Annotated in this window: 15 protein-coding genes; 10 read left to right on the top strand and 5 right to left on the bottom strand. The window is 57.8% G+C overall.

The window, feature by feature from the left end:
- Positions 1-190: 190 nt before the first annotated feature.
- The 6 genes from ABE85_RS26735 to ABE85_RS02150 all read left to right on the top strand — a co-directional run bounded on the left by ABE85_RS26735 (position 191) and on the right by ABE85_RS02150 (position 8,689).
- Entirely contained in the window at positions 191-1,024 is an 834-nt protein-coding gene (locus ABE85_RS26735; RefSeq protein WP_197507176.1) for a TnsA endonuclease C-terminal domain-containing protein, read from the top strand.
- Positions 1,017-3,590, top strand: coding sequence for a hypothetical protein (locus ABE85_RS27295; protein ID WP_157521862.1), 2,574 nt, complete (start codon positions 1,017-1,019; stop codon positions 3,588-3,590). The genes ABE85_RS26735 and ABE85_RS27295 overlap by 8 nt, the downstream gene beginning before the upstream one ends.
- A gap of 10 nt (positions 3,591-3,600) precedes the next feature.
- The gene (locus ABE85_RS02170) at positions 3,601-5,319 is read left to right on the top strand and encodes an ATP-binding protein (RefSeq protein ID WP_067269670.1); all 1,719 of its coding nucleotides are present in this window, start codon (positions 3,601-3,603) and stop codon (positions 5,317-5,319) included.
- A complete protein-coding gene (locus ABE85_RS02165; RefSeq protein ID WP_082938236.1) occupies positions 5,316-6,521 on the top strand; it encodes a TnsD family Tn7-like transposition protein in 1,206 nt (401 codons plus the stop codon). The genes ABE85_RS02170 and ABE85_RS02165 overlap by 4 nt, the downstream gene beginning before the upstream one ends.
- A 31-nt stretch (positions 6,522-6,552) precedes the next feature.
- Positions 6,553-7,638 (top strand): transposase, encoded by a 1,086-nt coding sequence (locus ABE85_RS02160; protein ID WP_082938235.1) that lies wholly within the window; start codon positions 6,553-6,555, stop codon positions 7,636-7,638.
- 331 nt (positions 7,639-7,969) lie between these two features.
- Positions 7,970-8,689, top strand: coding sequence for a hypothetical protein (locus ABE85_RS02150; protein WP_067269663.1), 720 nt, complete (start codon positions 7,970-7,972; stop codon positions 8,687-8,689).
- 100 nt (positions 8,690-8,789) lie between these two features.
- On the opposite strand, the gene ABE85_RS02145 is transcribed toward ABE85_RS02150, so the two are convergent.
- The 4 genes from ABE85_RS02145 to ABE85_RS02120 form a co-directional block, all read right to left on the bottom strand.
- The gene (locus ABE85_RS02145; RefSeq protein ID WP_067269661.1) at positions 8,790-9,155 is read right to left on the bottom strand and encodes a type II toxin-antitoxin system PemK/MazF family toxin; all 366 of its coding nucleotides are present in this window, start codon (positions 9,153-9,155) and stop codon (positions 8,790-8,792) included.
- A gap of 198 nt (positions 9,156-9,353) precedes the next feature.
- Complete coding sequence (locus ABE85_RS27290) at positions 9,354-10,427, bottom strand: hypothetical protein (RefSeq protein ID WP_157521861.1); 1,074 nt, start codon at positions 10,425-10,427, stop codon at positions 9,354-9,356.
- 45 nt (positions 10,428-10,472) lie between these two features.
- The gene (locus ABE85_RS02125) at positions 10,473-12,434 is read right to left on the bottom strand and encodes a methyltransferase domain-containing protein (RefSeq protein ID WP_067269655.1); all 1,962 of its coding nucleotides are present in this window, start codon (positions 12,432-12,434) and stop codon (positions 10,473-10,475) included.
- 152 nt (positions 12,435-12,586) lie between these two features.
- Positions 12,587-13,387: a hypothetical protein gene (locus tag ABE85_RS02120; protein WP_157521859.1), complete on the bottom strand. Its 801-nt coding sequence runs from the start codon at positions 13,385-13,387 to the stop codon at positions 12,587-12,589.
- 377 nt (positions 13,388-13,764) lie between these two features.
- Here ABE85_RS02120 and ABE85_RS02115 point away from each other — a divergent pair, with 377 nt between their 5' ends.
- The 4 genes from ABE85_RS02115 (at position 13,765) to ABE85_RS02100 (ending at position 18,151) form a co-directional block, all read left to right on the top strand.
- Entirely contained in the window at positions 13,765-14,040 is a 276-nt protein-coding gene (locus ABE85_RS02115) for a hypothetical protein (protein WP_157521857.1), read from the top strand.
- A 188-nt stretch (positions 14,041-14,228) separates the two neighbouring features.
- A complete protein-coding gene (locus ABE85_RS02110) occupies positions 14,229-15,086 on the top strand; it encodes a sce7726 family protein (protein WP_067269652.1) in 858 nt (285 codons plus the stop codon).
- Positions 15,087-15,146: 60 nt separating this feature from the next.
- The gene (locus tag ABE85_RS02105; protein WP_067281640.1) at positions 15,147-16,097 is read left to right on the top strand and encodes a sce7725 family protein; all 951 of its coding nucleotides are present in this window, start codon (positions 15,147-15,149) and stop codon (positions 16,095-16,097) included.
- Positions 16,098-16,327: 230 nt separating this feature from the next.
- The gene (locus ABE85_RS02100) at positions 16,328-18,151 is read left to right on the top strand and encodes a hypothetical protein (RefSeq protein ID WP_157521855.1); all 1,824 of its coding nucleotides are present in this window, start codon (positions 16,328-16,330) and stop codon (positions 18,149-18,151) included.
- A 238-nt stretch (positions 18,152-18,389) separates the two neighbouring features.
- Here the strand turns inward: ABE85_RS02100 and ABE85_RS02095 are convergent, their stop codons facing one another.
- Complete coding sequence (locus tag ABE85_RS02095; RefSeq protein ID WP_157521853.1) at positions 18,390-19,037, bottom strand: hypothetical protein; 648 nt, start codon at positions 19,035-19,037, stop codon at positions 18,390-18,392.
- Between the last annotated feature and the right edge of the window lie 89 nt (positions 19,038-19,126).

The raw sequence follows: 19,126 nt of genomic DNA, 5'->3' as shown, positions 1-19,126 counted from the left end.
TCTACATGTAGTTAATTTCAGAATACTTACTGTAACGCGTGGCCTTTCCGAAATTTGATGCATTTTCAAACTGTCACCTCGATAGTGGAACCCACGCACGACCACTGCGTGCGCCATGGCCATGTCCGCAGGTGTCGGCCAAAGTTCATTCAAAAAAGGCGAATAGCGAATGTCTAGAGGCAAACAAAGAATGTCCGAAGAAGACATTCTGGAATATCAAAAAATGGGCCGCGGAAAAGGAAGATTGGCGACATACCTTCCCTGGCTGTACACAACAGAAGGCTATTACGACGGCACCACGCACGAACCATATAGTGAAAGGTTCGGGAGAAATCACCAACTTCTATCCGACGGAGAGCAATCTCTTTTCTATATTCTGGAGCGTGCCGTGAGCGTTACTGATGTGCGAGAACAATTTCCACTTGACCGGGAACTGACGCAGGAAGTCGCCAACTCCCTAGGAGTGAAACACCAATTCTACAAAGGCACATATGTTCCTTACGTGATGACAGTGGACTTCCTTGTGGACAGGTCCACGGACGAAGGCGAACGTATCGAGGCTTACGAAGTCAAAGTCGCGCACGAACTCGAATCACCTCGTGTAGTCGAGTTGCTGGAGGTCATGAGAGAAAGCTTGGCTCAACTGGGAATTCCGCTTCACTTGGTAGTTAAGGAATTACTGCCAGCACAAAAAGTTAAGAACCTCGGATGGATACGACGGGCACAGAAGAGCGAGAACGCAATCATTGCATACGACGACTATTTCGAAGAATACAAGCTTCGAATGACTCAAGAACTTCGCGCTCACACCCCTGAGCAATCCCTCTCAGATTATTGCGAGGAGTTCGACCGCAGAAATGGTATTGATAAGGGAACGGGACTTAGGGTCGCACGAATGCTGCTAAATGAAAGAATTTTGTATATGGACCTCAACAACGCATTTCCGGAGCGCTTACCAATGAGCACGTTCCGCATCCTCGCACCTTCGCCTACAAACAAGAATCCGCCGTGCACCGATGAGTGATATTCCATTCCATAGAAATCAGCTTCTTGTCCGCCTTCAAGATGAAACAACGCATCGACTGTTATTTTTTGACATCGACGCCGACGATGCATGGCTAATCCTGGTAGGCGATGCTGCGGAAAAGGCTTTGCCCTACTGCCTTAAATATTCAAAGCTTCCCGAAGGATTTCGCCCCTTCACACCTAACTCTCACGGTCCGCCGAGGGGCATAACGCGTATCCAGTTAACAACCGCGGAGTCATTGCACGTCGACAGCGCTTGGAAGCGCATTGGTCCGCTAGTCGATTTGGTCCCCGATATTTTTTATCCATCGCTGCGAAACAAGTTGCTGAAGACGCGTGAATCGGAACTCAGCGCTGAAGCAAAGTTGCAAGCGGCGGCAAGGTTGGAGCTAATCGAACTTGCCAATATACCTGATATCGAACTGCCTCCCCTCGTCACGGGCTCAGCCAAGACGCTTCTTCGGGACCTTCGAGATTATTGGCGTGGCGGCCAAACACAGGATGCACTACGCGGCCGTTATCAGAACTGCGCACACCGGGATAAGACAGGCACTGCACTTCGAGGTCGTAAAACGGCGAACGGACTACGACCGTTCCAGCGCACGCTGTCCGATGATGAAGCGATGCGTGATGTGCTTGAGAACGTATTCTTGAAACTCAACGCTACCGTCACATTGAAGGATGCACATGAACAACTCAAACAAAAACATTACACGTACGTTGACGGAAATGGGGAAGTGCATCTAAAGCCAGGAGTCGAGGCACCTAGCTACAACCAGTTCTATCGATTTCTCCATAGAAATTATCCTCTAGAGACAATTATTCGTCGCCGAAAAGGCGACAAAGTGTTTTCAACACAGCATCGCGCCACGTCCGGCTCAATTCAATTAAGGACGCATGGCGTTGGTCACATCTACGAGTTTGACGCAACTATCGCGGACGTTGTACTTGTTTCGCTTCGGAATCGAGCCCACATCGTCGGAAAGCCGACGCTGTATCTCATCATTGACCGTGATAGTCGAATGATTGTTGGCTGGTATGTTGGATTTGAAAACGCCTCATACACACCCGCTATGCTTGCAATCCTGAGCATCGGCGAGGACAAGGAAAAGCTTTGCAGACGTCTTGGAATTAAGTACGACCCTTTGGATTGGCCTGCCCATGGAATCCTGCCGGAATCTTTTGTAGCCGACCAAGGTGAGCTTGTCCACAAACAGGCACGTCGAATCACTCGCTCTCTTAGAGCAATGATAACAAACGTTCCTGGATTGCGGCCTGATATGAAACCTCTGGTCGAATGTGGCTTCGCATTGCTACATCAAATCATTGCCCCAGTCACCATCGCCTATTCCCCAGACAGTGCCAATAGAGCGCGCAGACGCGCCAAATACGACAAGAACGCGGCATTAAACATCAATGAATTTGAGTCCATCATTGTAAAAGCAATTATTACTTACAACCGGACAATGCAGGTCGAATATCCGCTCAACTTTCAACAAATTGAAGATGAGGTCCCGCCTTCGCCTCGGGAACTATTCCGACACGGAGTTCGAAAGCGCATGGGACTCCTCGATATCATCGACTTCGACAAAGTACGAGCTGAGCTACTTCCACGCGAAAGCACCACCATACACAAAGACGGGCTCACCTTTAAACGCATGTTCTACCAATCCGCCGAAGCGGAACGACGTGGGTGGCTGGTTGAAGGACGCATCGAGCGTAAGCCCTTCAACTTCTCCTACGATTATCGACTTGTCGATGAAATATTCGTCGATGCTCCCGACGGAAGCGGCGAACGACTGCCGCTACAGCTCGCTGGCGATAGCGTCAAATTCAAAGGGATGTCCTATGCCGAAGTGCACCGGAGCTTTCAAGCGGTGGACAAAATAACTGCCCCCGCCAAAGACGAGAAAAGCGAGGCTAGGCACGAGTTCGCCAAGCATGTGGGCCCGATTAACGAACGCGCCCTAAAAGAAATGCGGGAGCAAACGCAAGATGAGTCCTATTCCAGCCGTCGAAAGGATGTTCCCGGTGCTCGTGCCGAAGACCTGCGCGAAGAACGGATACAAACCGCAGGTGCTTTCCACCCGGGCCGGACACCGGGCGACAGAGCCCAGTCTCAAGTCGTGGAGCCTCCCCAGGAGAGCGCTCCCGTCGGGGCTTTTCCCATTAGCGGGGTCAGAGTGCAACCCAGCGCCGAGCCGAGGGGTCCGAACGCGAGCGCCACGGCACCCGCCGGTTCGCCCCCAGCGGTTGACACCCTTCTGTCCGCTACCCCTCCAGCCCCTGCGCCTGCTCTCAATCCGTCGCCATCTGATACTGAACGCCCCGCCGCACAAGCGTCGGCGGTGGCTAACGCAAATGGCGATTCGCCCCAGTACGAAGACGTGCCCGACCTGCTGGATTTCGAGGTCGAAGGCGCGAAGGCTGCGTACGAGCATACCCAGCCCGAGGACGACGGAGATGGCGACCCACCGCAACATCCCTCCACGCCTTCGCCAGCTCCACAGCGCCCAATGACGTTGCGGGAACGCATGGCCGCCAAGCGCCGTCAAAACTCATAAGGAGCAACAAATGCCCATCGAGATGGACCTGAGCTTGCTCCCGCCCCACGTGGAGGTCGCGAACTACAAGCCTCAGCGCATCAAGCGCTTTCAGGGAAATCCGCTAATCGAGGCTCTACCCGTCGCACTGGACGAAGACGAAATCTTTGAGTCACTGGAGCTCTATCCCGAATTCGACTCCGAGCAGCGCGAGTGGAAAAACTTTGAGCGAATCCAGGAGCTGCTCGGCCTGATGAACGTCATGTTTCCCATGACTTCACACATCTATCTCGCCACGACGTTGGATGCGCGACTCCGAGCAGGCCTAGTCGGCCGCAAGCCACAGTCGCGTGGACACGCGGCAATCTTCCAGGAAATCTACAAGCTGCAGCGAGAGGGCATCACATTTCGCCAGACCCATCACACCGTAGTGATGGGGAGCTCAGAAGCTCTTCTGGCCATCCCAGGCATGGGAAAGAGCACCACCATTCGGCGGGTGATGGCGCGCTATCCACAGGTCATCTACCACCCTAGGGCTCACTTCTTCCAGGTGACCTATCTGCACATCGAGATGGAGCGGGATGGGGCGAGCTTCAAAGCTTTAGCCGTCCAAATCATCACTCAGCTCGACTCGCTAATCCCCGATGCTGACTACTACGAAAAGTACGTTGCCAAGGGCCGCCACAGTGGAAAGACGCTGCTGCACATCGCGAGCCGATTGATGAACGAGCACTACCTCGGACTGCTGGTCGTAGACGAAATTCAGAACATCACAAATAAGGGCGGCGATGAGCAGGTGATGATGACGGACCTGGTTTCGCTCTGCAACGTGGGAAAAATTCCGCAGCTCTACGTAGGCACCAACAAAGCGTCCCGAATCATGAAGCTGGACCTCCGACAAGCCAGGCGCTCTATCGGCCCGGGGCTGGGGGACTGGTCTCCACTTCCGAAGTGGGAGTCTAAGGAAGAGGACGGTAAGCTCATCGACGAGCCTGGCGAATGGCATGACTTCATCGACCGGCTCTGGACCTATCAGTGGGTCAAGAATCCGGTGGCACTGACTCCGCAGCTCTACGACACGATTTACGACTGCAGCCAAGGCATCATCGACCTCGCGTTGAAGCTCTTCGTCATCGCTCAGGTCCGCGCGATGCTTGACCAGACGGAGACCCTGTCAGAAGCGCTGCTGCTTGATGTCTACAAAAAGGACATGCATTTCGTACATGAGATGGTGGGCGCGCTGGCCTCCCGGTCCCCCAAGCAAATGGCGAAGTTTCCGGACTTGGCGCCGTTCGACATCGCCGACTACGTCGAGCGGATGATGAATCGGTACCTCTCGCGCGACAAGCGCAACGCTGCAGCATCCACACGTCCCGGAAACCCCGACTTCCGCGCTCGCCTCGAGGGTGCCGCACGCGTCTTGGGCTTGAACGAGAAGGACGCGGAGGCAGCGGCTGAAGAAGTCGCGGCGGAAGGCACGGCCAAAGACATGCTCGAAGCGATTGTCCAGTTGGCGAAGAACGAGACCGCGCCGCTCCGCAAAGCGAAGGCCAAAAGTCCCAACAAGGTCGACAAGCTCGAAGCCGCGGTTAGTGCGTTGAATTTGGAGGAGCGACCGCTGGACTACCGCAACGCGGTCGTGAATGCGGCGAAGGTTTCGGCGCAATCCAAGTCCACGGCATCCATTCTGGATGAGCTCATCAAGCTCAACATGGTCCGTGATATCGAGACCCTCGTCCCTGTCGAATGACGATGCCTAAGCCCTACCCCGACGAGCTAGCCGGGAGCGTGGTCATGCGCGCAATCATCCGCTGCGCGCTCCCGCAGAAGCGGCTGCTGAGAGAGGTCTTCGGGCGGAACATGTCCAATCTTTCGTTCTTCCTTCCGGTCGACATCCCTCGATTGGCCAGCGCGATGCATGTCTCTGCGGACAAGCTGCTTTGGGAGCACACCATCTTCCCCTACGCTACTTCGCATGCACCACCAGCGTTGGCGCGCGAGCAGGAACGGCGAGCGCTTGCGGACACGGGAGATGACGCGAGGTGTTCCGCTGCTCTCGTCCAGGCCGCCACACAGGGTGTGAACGCACTCCGCTACTGCCCCAGGTGCGTCGCGGTGGACATCAAGCGGTTCGGCGAGAGCTACTGGCATCGGTCTCATTCCTTACCTGCCGTCTACGTCTGCCACAAACATGGCACGGCGCTTCACGAGAGCGACGTCGCCCTGGCTCAGTCGGCCCGCGCGTACGAGGGAGACATCCCCCAATATCAATCGGGAGCACCCATGCAGGCGCCACTTCCACGAACTGTCCTGCAGCCCGTAGCGGTGCTCAGCGCATCCGTGATGAACAAGGCTCGGGACTGGCATGACGACTGGCAGCATGTCTACCAGTTGGTTGCCCACGCCACAGGGTTCGTGGCCAAGTGGGGGACGGTGGCAAGCGCCCAGGTCTCCAAGGACCTCGGCGCCCTGTATGGTCATGAGTTGCTGGACCAACTCGGGTGCCGACTTGGTCGTCCGAGTCACTCATGGCCTGCTCTCATGGTTCGGCCCCGCAGCTCTGGCCCGTTCAGCCCGCTCAAGCACGTGCTCTTGCGCACCTTCCTCGCGCACTCGACTGACCAGCCCCGCACGTTCTCGTACCAGCCAGGCGGCAAGAGGACTCGGGACTACGCCGCACTGGACGCTCAGGTCGCGAGCCTCGTGTCGGGCCTCATCGAGGCTGCTGCGCGCGAAGGCAGGCTCACCACGGTCACCGAGATGATGAGCTCATTGGGCCAATGGTCGGCTTATCGGCACGACCGGTCCAGATTCCCTGCGACCGCCGCGGTACTCACCGCCTTCAAGGCGACGGAGTCCTCGCTACGCAAATCCGGTAGGCGTCAACGTCGACGTCGCACCAGCGTCCGCGGCACCGTCGGTGCAGGCGGTCAACCGGCCACACCCACTTGATGCTGTCCCAAGCGGCTGAGAGGTCAAACGCATGAGGAATCGCTACAAGCGTTCAAGCAATGCCGGCGCCGAGCTTGTTATGGGCATCAAGCGAGTAGATGGCCGCTTTGTTGCCTACGGCACGGGCACGAGCCGCATGAGGGTAGGCATCGACGTAGACAACCTCACGTTCCAAGGCTTGCCCGATAACAAGCGAGACCGCATGCGAGTTGAGAGCGAGTTCGAGCAGTGGCGACCGGCATCATTCCTAGAGTACGCGTGCGCACTGTCGATGGACCTCAACGGCGACACGGCTCACGACGCCTGGGCTTTCATACATAACGGGATGCGCGTTGTCGTGCCGGCCTTGGTGCTCATGCGCGCGATGCTGCGGCCGCACGACCCCGTGTTCGACCTCGCATTTAGCGGTAAGTCGCTCGAGTCGGTGGTGACGTACTCGGGTGACGCGTCGCAGGCGGGCGGCTTTGGCGTGGTGGCCATGGTCGCGTCGTACCGGTACAGCGCCGATACCAGCAACAAGGCAACGATTGTCGAACCACTGTCCTGGGCGTACTCATTTCCATCGGCACGGGAGATGTGGAACAGCATCTACGCCAGCGCCACTCACGGCCGCTTGGGGTTGCAGCTTCCGAAGGCCTGGTCGCACATGGTGGTGCACGGAGTCGCGCACGCTCGAAATTTCTATGTCACGCAACTGGCTGTCGTTTCGCTAGAACCGCGCGAGGAGCCGTTTGAGTTCGCTAACGAACATGCTAGGGTCATCAAGTTCCATGAGGCCATGGAAGTTGTGGCCAGCGGACTGAAACCGCTACGGGCCAAGGACGATTCCATCAAGCTCCACAGCAACCGAACGTCTGCGCTCTCCGACGCAGAATGGTCTGAGATTGCCCCGCTGTTCTCCCGTGGAGGAAGCCATGACGGCAAGACCGGCAACGTGCACGACCAGCGGCTCATCGTTGACGGCATCTTGGCCAAGCTCACCGCGGGTACATCCTGGACCGAGACAAGGTACGCAGAAGGAATCCCGCACACGAGCGTCTCTATCGCGTATCACCGCTGGCAGAAGTCAGGCCGCTGGCAGTCGATTCTTGACGTACTGAACAAGCAGCGAGGCTAGGGGTTCCGATGGGTCGTTTCTAGTCCTTCAAGGCGTCAAGCAGGTTCAAGACTTAGCGCCTCAGGCTTGCCGACCGTCGGCGACTTAGCACGAAGCTTAAGAGTCCAACTCCGAACACGACCGCCCCGGGTGCCATGAGGCAGATTAGCCACAGCCACAGCAACACAGCATCCGCCTGCGAGCCAAACATCACGACAAGCAAGGTGGAGTAGAGCGCGAGCACCTGTAGCGCTAACAAAAATGCCAGCCCATCGTCTTTCAGTAATTGCCTCGGCTGCTTGCGTCCCATCTTTTCCTCCCAGATGGCACCGTGTAGCAAGGCTCTTTATCCATGTCCGCTGAATCAGGCTTCTGGAACCACCCCGTTGTCATCGCCCTCCAGAGACTAGCTCACGAAGCCGTGCACCATGGCGTCCCCGGCCTGCTGGTTTCAGGCCTCCTCATTGGCCTCTCAATGGCTGGCGTGCCCGCCGCGAAGAGTGCTGTCTATGACCTCTGGACCCACGCCTGGAAGGTTCATCCATTCATCTTGGCCTCCGCCGGCTTCCTGACCACAACCGCAGTGCTCCTTCAAGGCGCCGACATATCCCCTGACCTCGACAGCTGGTTGTTTGCACCAGTTCTCGGATTCCTGGCGCACATCTTGTGCTTCTCATCGGTCACGCTATCCCTGCTGTGGTTCAGCTATGGCGAACCGTGGGTAGGCACACCATGCCAGGATGTGGCAAGTCTGATTGTGCTGACGGGAGCGTTCCTGACGCTTGCTCTGATGGCGACGGGCGGCTCCATCATTGTTCAAGACCGCATTGCTGAGCGCAAAGATGAGCATGCGCCTCGAGCCGAGGTCTCTTCCAAATGGACGCTACGACTCTACGTTCCGCTGAGCGTGGGCTGCTTCGCCGCGTGCGTCGTCACCGCCACCTCGGGGGAAAAAACCGACCTCTTGGTTCGAAGCCACCTCAACACGCTGTCCGTCAGATTCTGCGCAGGCTATCCGGTGACGAGCACACTTCCCTCAACGCCTAGTTCCGGAAAGGGGACTTCGCATTGATTGGGTGACGAAACTCCGACCGCTTGCCACCCAACCCAACGACGCGGTTGGCTGAGCTAAGCATGCATCACTTAAAGGACGAAGCGTGGTCTGCTTTGAGTCACAACCCAAGGCTCGCTTTAAGCGCTTCGTTCACACGCGTCATCGCTGCAGCCGATAGACGCCCGAGCCATTTCTGAATCCGCGCGTCGCGGTCGATGTTTCTTAGGTGCCCGCAGTCCACGATGCAATCCTTCTGCACGCCATCCTGAGGAGTCACCTGAACCTGCGTTGGATAGCCTTTGTACTGCTTCGCGTCGTTGAGTGGAGCGACTATGGTGAGCGGAGATGCTCTGTTCCCGCCGTCGTTCTGAACGACGACACAAGGTCTAGCCCCAATGCTTGCATCGTTCTTCTTCTCGCCGCCGAGCGCTCCGCTCAGGTCAACAAGGACGATGTCCCCTCGCCAAATTTCGATTTCTGCCATCAGCTTCTCTCCTCGCTTGTCTGATGAGTCTCTCGATGGCGCCGACTTCCCTTGAATAGAGCCTGGTGCCCGCGACCTGCCGCACATGTCGTGCAATCCATGGTTCGATGCCTTGCATCTCAGGCTGCCGCGCCGCGCACTTCGTTGGCACCATGCTTGTTTCGCCAGTCTTCAAGTCCTCGGATGCAACCAAACTGCTTAGCCAATGAAGCCTGCGAACTTGTAGCGACCGTCCACCCTCTCGAACGTGACCAGCTCGATTCCTAGGGCGGGCATGTTCCGGATGAAGTCAGCACGAGGCAACTCAGGCAGAACCATCAGGCGACGAATCTTGAGGTTGAACTCTGAGGAGATGCTTTGTCCATGAAGTTGAAGCTGGCCCACCGCGGTGTAGACATTCGTGGTGGTAGACGACGTCTTCACCTCAAAGAGCAAAATCTCGTCCTTCCGCAGACAGGCGAGGTCAACGGCCGTAGAGCTTTTCACCGCACCTGTGGCGTGGACTGCAGTTTCCAGCGCGGCCACGATGAGGCCATGCTCCACGTACCGTTCTCCCGCTTCCACACCAGCCCGCGAAGTATGGCCAGAGAATTCTTCAAGGTAGTCACGAAGGGTGCGAGACGTCGATGCGCTCCGCACTTCTTCGTACCTCCGAGGCTCCATGGGTGCTGGAGCCCCTTGAGAAGCTCGAGAACCGCGAGCAACTGGAGCAGCATGTCGCTCATCCAGTTTTTCAGCGTGACCGCGGATGAGCGTGAGTGCCGTCCCAAAATCCTGAATGCGCAGGTACCAATTTCCACTGTGCCTCCGAAGAACCACGTGGCCCTCAGGAACACCTCGCTGCCTGGCGAAGTCTTGAAGGTCAAACACGTCAGGCACGACCTGTGGGGTGAGTCCACTACTTGGTTCAAAGTAGCACAACCCGATGAGGTCGTTCCGCCGCTCAAAAGGGTCTGAGGGGACGTACGCCACCATCCGTTTGTCCCATTCCACACGGATGGTCCTTTTCGTTGGCGCGTCATCGCTGCGACCTGAAGGAACGATGTCGAAGCCTGAGAGCTTGAGCGCGTACAGCAGTTCACCGATTCTCGGCAGAACATCCAGGCGCTCTCCGGTGTATCCCTTCGCGGCTTTCAGGTCATCTAAAAACGAGCGTACGTCGGGCGGCACTTGGCCGCGCGCATCTGCCGCAGCTGCAAGTCGCACAAGCAGCCTGGACGAAGGCTTTTCCACTTCTGATGTTGCCTTCCCAACAATTGCGTCATTCTTCAAAGTTCAAATGCTCCATCGGACCTTTGCTCTCACTTGCTGTGCAGCCTACTGAGCCGTACGGCCGCGCGCCTCAAGCCAGAGCTCCGCGTTCACAAGCAGTTGGGCAGCTCTCGCGTAGTCTCTCCCGACTACGCTTTTGTCCGAGTTGCTTTGCACGAGCCTTCGGACCTCGCTCATCATTCGCTTCTTGAGCTCACCGATAGCCGCAGCCTGGCTGTCGCGCGATGCTCGCTGCAAAAGTTCCCTGCCAATCAGATGCACCACCAAGCGGTCCTTGTGGGGCGGTTTGTCAGGCGTAGCGCGCAAGAAGAGGTGTCGGTCCCTATCGGCCTCCGATACTTGGAACAGATGCTTCAACTCGAGCTGGTCGAGCAGCAAGAAACCGAACTCATGCGCAAGCTCCCCGGTCGGCAACGCATAGTCTTCAACCACCAGCAACGCGCCATTGGTACGCAGCAAGCTTGCGAAGACTGAGAAGTCGCCGAGCCATTGGTCGGGATGAACCTCGTGGAGCACGTTGCAGAGCACGATGACATCAAAACTCCCCTCATCCAAACCAGCTCGGAGACTCGAGATGTTCTCAAACCATCTGCCCGAGACATCGGCTGCTGATTGCTTACCGTAAGTCAGTTCAATCTGATGGACACATTCGGGCCGGTCCCTAGCGCTGTCGTCTAGCGCGATGTAGTCGAACAATCGGGAGGCGTCGGGATAGGTCTCCCGAAGCGAAGCCAACAACCTGCCCTTGCCTGCCCCGAAGTCAAGTACTCGGAGGGGACGCCCGCTCTGCGCAGCTGCTTCAGCCAGCGGCCGCAGAACTTCCCGAATTTGCAGCATCTGTGGGTCTTTGATGTTTGGCCCTACGGTTCCAGGCGCAACCAGACACTCTCCCAGAAATCGCGTCGCCGCATAAGCACTTGGAAGCTGCATGAGCTCTTGGAGACTCCTCGTCCCTTCAGGCCCTCCAAGTAGGCTTTCCAGCACCACCTCAGGATTTCGGCCGGCACGCGTCACAGTCCCATCATTCACAAACCAAAGACAGTCGTCGTCCTGCGACATCAGATGAGCGATGAGGGGCACCGAATGCGTCGCAACCCACAACTGACCGTGCCTCAAGATGGACGCGAGAGTGGTCATGACCTGCACCAGCACGGCCGGGTGCAAGTGATTTTCCGGCTCGTCCATCAGCACGATGTTGTCTTGCAAGTATTCCTGTTGGGCGTGCAGCATGCAGCCATACTGGAACAAGACCTGCTGACCCGCCGACAGAGAACCTTGCGAGGGCGCAAATCCACCAATCAAGAGCATGTCGTTTTCGACCGTCACGGCCGTTTCAGCACCGAGAAGGCGGCCAAGAATATCTATCAAGGCCTGCGCACGAAGCTCAGCATCAGACGAACCACCCCCACCATCCCGGCGTCGCTTTAGTTCCGCATCGTTTGCCTGCCGAAGCACGCTGAAGGCGTAAGACGGAGCAAGCGCTTCCGCCGTTTCGGAACTGTTCGAGAGCCGCTGGGCCCGTCCGGCAATGTCGCTCAGGGTGAAGCCTCCCGGGTCGAGCAAGGAGGTAACCTTGGGGACGAACCTTACGAAACTCGGTACCTCTCCACTTGACCGCTGGAGCACCGTCGCGTGTCGAATCCCGCGTTGGATGTCGGCCACCTTGTTGAACGCATCGCGATGCTGACGCTCCGCTTCCACCAAGCTGAGCGCTTGCGGTGGATACTTCGCCCTCTGGCGAGACACTTCAAGGACTCGACTCTCAAGCTCATGTTCAGCTTGCAGAAGATAGGCAAGACTGCCTTTAACGGCATCTGCGGGCTGAATCTTCTGACCAAGGCTCACCAACATGTTGAAGATGCGCGTCTTGCCTGCGCCATTCGGGCCGGCCAGCACCACCGTCTTTGCAAGCCTCGACATGCGCAGCCTGGCGCCGGGCTTGAGCGCCCAGACACCAATGCCCATGTCATTGAACTCCACTTCGTCGATATCAACGCCTTCAATCATTCTTTCTCCAAGCCTCCTAAAGCTCTGACGTTGACAACTCACTGGAGCACCCGAAGGTGCAGGCCCCTATGGCCTCACCTCGCGCTGCTACAGCCTATCTGTCGTAATAATCTTCCGGACCAGCGCTCGATTTCCCTTGGCCGCTGATGAGCCTACGGCTTACGGCCTACCGATGCAGGTTCCACCGCGATGCCATACCGAACCATCGTCATCGGTAGCGCCACGGACTCCGTATCGGTCACCAACCCAATCCATTTCTCGTTGCCGACAACGACGCGACCCCGTAAGGTGACCACAGCATCCTTCCCCGCCGCATCAACCGTCTTCAAGATGAGCGTCGAGCAGGGGTCATCGCCCTTTTGGAGGGCCGCATCGCAGCGGGGCCGGCTACTCAAGAACTTCGCTGCATCAAGTTTGCCGCTCTTGTAGGCGACCAAGGGCAACACCAGGAAGAGAGCGAGCGTCAACAGAATTGCGCGGAAGAGAACCACCGCGGTCATCGCGCTCCAGACCACTACGAGGGGCCGAATGACCCACTTTTTGGTCAAGAAATCCTTCCACCAATGCTGCCGCGGCGACAGCCCAGTCTTGGGAGTCTTCAGGTTATTCAAGAAGAACAAGACCACTGCCAGGAACCCGACGAAGGCGCATAAGCCGATGAAAGCGGGCTCGTCTATGAGTGGAAAGATGTAGTTGCCCCACACAGAGAGCAACGAACGATGAGCCAGCAGCGCTATGTTCTGCCAGTCCATTGAAAACGCCACCTCTGGGAAGCCGAAGCCTCTCACAAATCCGAAGTGGTAGTTGACCGCGAAGAGCGTTGCCATCACGACTGCGGCAGCCCACGTGGTCGCAAGCAACTTGAAGTACTTTTCGCTGAACACTAGGAGCCAAGGAGACGTCCCCGTTTCGTTGGCACTTCCTCCACCTAGTTGTTTGTCGATTGCTGTCATACCAGCGATTTTTACCTTAATGCGTGCACTTGCACCCCTGAACTTCGCTAGTTTGACCAGGTTCTTAGACGAAAGCGTTGGCTAGTCGTCACGTTGAAGCAGGCGCGCTCGTCACGCCGAAATTCCGAGGAAAATTCCGACATCTAAATCCAAGGGTCTTCCCTTGTCTCAATCGAATTTGCCAATTGCACGCACTACCGAGGCGTCCGAGCGGACCTAAAATGATTGGTATCGCTCGTCTCGCAGAGAACCAGCGCCCTCGGCCCCTCACTCGAAATATGCGCACAATTTATGAAACTCTAAAGTTCGGCAATGCGAAGGAGCGCTTAGCCATATGCGCGGACCTCCTGTCCGTTGTCGGAATTTCGGTCGCATCCGTGACCACCACGCTCATCGCCATTGACGGAAAACTGAACGTGGCAAATCTCGTGGGCACGATAGTGTTTGCGCTACTTTCCCTTGGTATCGCAGCGTTGGTGCTGCTCGCGTTCTTGACTGTGTCGAGCCAGCTGCATCGCGTTTTTGCGAGCAATCGAACTGCGCTTTCCTTGACGTTGCTCGCTCTCTGGTGCTTGTTCGCGGCTTTACTCGCTCTGGCATGCCTCATGGTTCATGACTTCCTGAGCAGCGTGAGGTTTGTGCAAACGCCTTGACCTGAGGGGTCTCCAAATTTCGTCAGCCGAGTTCGCGTCGTGAGCGAAGCCGCAGGACGGTGCCGCAAAGATAAGCAGCTCCGGCTCTGAGCACGCTCGAAAAGCTACACTCCGCGGCTGCGCCGCCAGGTCGGCGCGTTTAAGCGGTCGTTCCTACACAGGAGATTGAGCGACCACCGCCCACTTCCATGACCGAAACCGAACGCTCCCGCCTGATTGCCCGCATCTTCTCCCGGCCCGTGCTTGATGACATCGCACGCCGGGGGACGGCAGCGCGTGTCGTGAAGCAGCTCTCGGGGCTCGGTGTGCGGCCGGCAAGTCGCAAAGCCGTCGTGGCGGACCTCTTCGATGCGTCGCTTGCTGAGCTGAGTCAAAGCTTCCGTTGCGAGTACGTCTACAAGGCGGCCATCGCTAACCGCATAGTGTTCGGTCGGCACAGTCCGCGCACTTCCAGCATGAGCATCGAGCTCGGCGTGGCGGGCTCCATCATTGACGTGGCGATTTTCAACGGCACTTCCACGGCGTACGAGGTCAAGACCGAATACGACAGCCACCGGCGCCTGAGCACCCAGACCCCTGCGTACCTTCGAGCCTTCGACAGCGTCTACGTTGTGACGCATCCGGACCTCGCTCAACGCTATGCGTCTCTGGTAGACGACCGCGTTGGCATCCTCTGCCTTACCGAAAAGGGTAGCCTGCGCGAAATACGCAAGTCGGTTCGCGACGTCTCTCGGATTGAGACCGCGGTAGTTTTCCGCATGCTGCGTCGTCAGGAGTACATGGACGCCGTGCACAAGCACATCGGTCCGCAACCGGCGATGCCCAATGGGCTTCTCTCCCAGCACTACGAGCAGCTCTTCTGCGGTCTAACGAGCGAGCAAGCTCACAAGGTGCTTGTTTCCTCAATGCGCGCACGCACGACTGACGCAGAGACGGTGGATTTCGTGTCTTCCCTGCCTCAGAGCCTGCGAGTCTTGGCCTATGAGACACCATTGTCTCGACCACAGCGCCAACGTCTGTTAGCAGCGCTTGCCGCGTCCGTTTAGTCCAATTACATTTGCCTCCTAAATATTAAATCGCGTAACGAATACGCGATGGGAGGCTCCATGTACTTTCCTTTCGTCTACGGACGTCGTTCCGAATTTCTTGCTCTGCGCGCGATGCTGGAGGACCATCGGTCGCTGGACGCCTTGTTGCCGGTCATCGAGCCGGTCAAGCGCAAGAGCACAGACCTTGCTAGGTGCATCAAGGAATTCGGTAAGGCTGGCCAAGCGCTGGCTGTCATCCTCAATCCAGACAAGCATGAGCTGAAGCCGAAGGACGAGGCGAAGGCTTGGCTCAAGGAAATCATTGAGGTGGTCGATGAGCACGACTCCATCGTGCCAACGTTCCGATGCGTCTCGACCACGACGCTTGCCCATGTTTTTTCGTTCCTCAAGCGCTTTGAGAACCGAGAGGTCGCACTGGCCTACTCAAGCCCGTCGCTTGCTGACGCTGAACTCAAGACGCTTGCGGCCCATGCGGACGTCAAGTTCCACATCGTTTTGAACGAGAAGATGACGACGGCTCAGCAGAAGCTCCTGCCCTCTAACAAACGTGTCGACATCCGCGACTACTTCAACAAGTTGGACCGCAATTCCGACTACGACGGCGCCGAGCTCTTCACGGACCGACACAAGACCTTCAGCTCGAGCTGGGCAGGCTTTGGCGACTACGCGTCCATCGGCTCAGCATTCACGCCAGGTGGCGGCCAGCCTGCCGCCGTGGCTATTCACGCCATCTACAAACACAAATCTACCGACGTATGGATTGAGCACTTCGTGTCCGACGACACCGATAAGGATGTCGGAAGCACGGAAGACAAGTTCTTGCAGGCTGCTCGCAAGCTCGTGAGGGCCGCCAAGGCTCGCCCCAAAGAGTTCGGCACGAACTTCGCGCTGGACGAGTACACCAATCACGTCGCTGCGAGCCACTTCCCCGGGCTGGGGACCAACAAGGTTTTGCAGCTAGAGCATCACATCTGCTTGATGCTCGACTTGCTGGACGGCACCCTATAACTTCGACATTGGACGTCTGGAACAGCTCGCCCTGATGCGGAACCCGCGGCGAGCAGCCGTGCCTCTGCCCGGCCGGGGTCCAGACTTGGACCAGAGCAGCCGTTGGACATGGAAGCGAACTAGTGGCTACGAAGAAGACTCCCGCCCTCAAGACTCCAAAGACCGCAAGCACTAAGACAAAGGCCGCGTCAGCGGCTAGTGCCGCGCCCGTGGTGGCGCAGCCGCCTTATGTGCAGACTCTGCCGGCCGAGGCGATTCAGCAGTGGACCAACAGCGTCGTGCCGCGGCTCAAGTTCAGCCGCAGCGGCACCTTCCACCGTCTCCAACAGCGACTGGGCGCGGCTGAAGTAGAACAGGTCCTTCGAGCTGCTGGTCGGGACCTCGAACGAATGCAACCCCAACTTGCAGATGCACTGGGCATCCACAAGCGGTTGGCCGCAGACGGCTTCCTAGAGGTGGGTCGGCTCGCGACCGCTCTAGCCTCATCGGGACAGACCGTCACAGTGTTCATCTCCATTTACGTCCAACCTGCAGTCACGCGCTCAACGGTGGCCGCCGGCTCGTTGCTGCAGGACGTTTCCTATCCTCATGCGGTTGTGTTGGAAGGGTTCATTCCGGACCAGACGGGCACGCTAAAGGACGGATATCTCTTCGCGAGCAAGGATGGCATGTCCTTAGAACTCACCCCACTCGCCGATGTATCCGCGCTCGAAGACGCGCACTTCCTCAACCCGTTCGTTCCCACGGCCAGCACCGCAGATACGACTCGCATCGAGGAGCTGTCGATGCGGCTCATCTCTGGTGCAACTACTGGCATGCGTCGAAAGACGGTGGAGGCCCACGATGTGTCTGCTGCGATTTCCAGTCTTGGTCTCCACCAGACCGTACCGGGAACTATGCGAACACGGCAGCCTCTGACCAGAGGTCTCGGCTCGGCGGTGTACGTCATGCCGCAAAAGCACACGGTGCGTGTTGGCTCCTCGCGGGTACCCGAGGCGAAGCTCATCCAATGGTTTGCTAACTGCGTCGCCGCGCTGCAGGTGGAGGCAAAGGCAACGAAGCTAAGCAACCAGCTCCTTGCGCAGATGGCCAAGCGGACCGACATGGCCAAGCTTACGCCCGTGTCCTTTCAGCTGGACTATGCGGTGCTCAGAGAAGAGGGCTACGGCGAAGAGTTCACCTGGAAGGCAGGAACAGATGCGGACGCCGTGCAGACTGAAGAGCAATTGCTGGACGCGTTCGATGTTCCTATCGACTTGCTGCCCTCGACCGTGTCGCCGACCGCGCTCGGGCCAACAGGCACAAGAACATTCGAGGGAAAGATTCCCACGAGTCCGGCTCTGACTCTCCGGTTGGAGGTGAGCTCAGACTCTTGCCAAGTCCGCTCACCTACTGGCGCTCGTCTAGGCGAGTTTGTCGACAAGACCGGCGCGAGCGAGCCCTTCCTGGACTTCGTCAACCGACTGCATGCAATGCGAGTTTCCTTCACAGGGGCGACCGCGCTGTACTCGGCGGACGGTGCCTACGCTTCGGGCGATGTTCAGGTGGCTGTAGACCAGCTCATCTCGTTCCTGACATCGACCAAAGACCTGGACGGCGTAACCTCCGAGAAGGGAGATGAACCTGCAGGCTTTGCTGCCTACCCCCAGGAGTCCAGCTTTCGGCGGATTGAGGACTCGGGCGACATCGCCAAGGCGGCCTCTGCACTCATCTGCGGCGATGACCGCAAGGAAATCTTCGACTACCTGGAAATCTCAGTTGCGGAACGTCGCACGCGCTGGCTCCACGCCAAGATGACATCAGGCAAGGCACCGGACTCACCCGGAAGCCTCAGCGCTTCTGCGCTGCAAGAAGCGGTTGGTCAGGCCCAGAAGAACCTCGCCTTCATTCGGATGAGCTCGTCCGACAAGAGGTTCACCCGACGAGACAGCTCGTTGGGCTGGCAATTGCACGCTGCCGAAGCAGTCGGTCATCCCGCGGGTCCGACGAGTGGAAGAGGATGCTGGGGGCAACCCGCTGGACCCGGTCAAATCGCTCGGCGAGCTGATGGCTGACCCTCGAACGATTCATGAGGTCGCAGTGCTCATCCCTGGCTACGAGATTGAACGCCTCAAAAGCGGTTTGAAACGCATCCCAAAGGGCACCGCGCCGAAATACGTTGAACAGCTCTTCTGGCTGCTTAGCGCCTTCGTTCACGGCTGCCTGGAGGTCGGTGCACGACCGCTAGTCATCATGCGCGCCAAACCGTAGCTGGCGAAAAGATGACCCCTCGCCGGAACGAGGGGTCAACAATCAGTTCACGACGTCAAACGTTATCGACTGCGCGCGCCAGAACTCAAATCCGTCGAACGCTCGGTTGAGTCGATACTGGAAGTGGCGTCCGCTCACCTCAGGGATGACGGCCTCACGAGCTCTGAGCAGTTCAATCTCGGCAGACAACTCCTCGAACGGATAGATGCGCTGTTGATGCCGCCTCTTCATGGATTTCAGAAGCGCCAGCGCCCTCCCCCCTAGGCCCGCCAGCAGTTCGCGCCTTCTACATCTGTCCTCCACGATATCTCGAGACTGCTGAACCTCGGCTAGCCGTTGCGCCCACAGAGTACGGCTATGCACGGCTCGCTCGGGGCAGAAGACATACGTCTCCTGCAACGCGCGGGGTGCGCCGTCGCGGCCGAACGACCCCGAGGCCATGAACGGGATTTTCTTGCGGCGAGAAATCGGAAGAAAGTCCATGAGGGTTGCCGGACACGCTTCAGCCCAGCCTCGTGGAACGTCTTTGCCACTGACGGCCAGCTCGTTTCCTCCGTGGGCATCTGCTAGGAAGACGTTGTTTGGGCAGGTCCCCCGCCAGAGGTGCAGTTCGTAGCCGTGGCGCTCAAAGCGGTCCAGCAGCTCTTCGCCGTAGGTTGTGGTGAAGCCGTAACCCGGGTCCGTGAACACCCTACTCCCATCAATTTGAATTCGCATAGCTCATCAGAAAGTTCCTGGTGAGCTGTGTAGCCACCGCCGCTTATTGCGGCTCGGCGCTC

Origin of the sequence: Mitsuaria sp. 7 (assembly GCF_001653795.1) — a bacterium.
In the GTDB taxonomy this organism is placed as follows: domain Bacteria; phylum Pseudomonadota; class Gammaproteobacteria; order Burkholderiales; family Burkholderiaceae_C; genus Roseateles.
The sequence above is the reverse complement of the archived record's forward strand: the minus strand, read 5'-3'. Positions and strand labels throughout refer to the sequence as shown.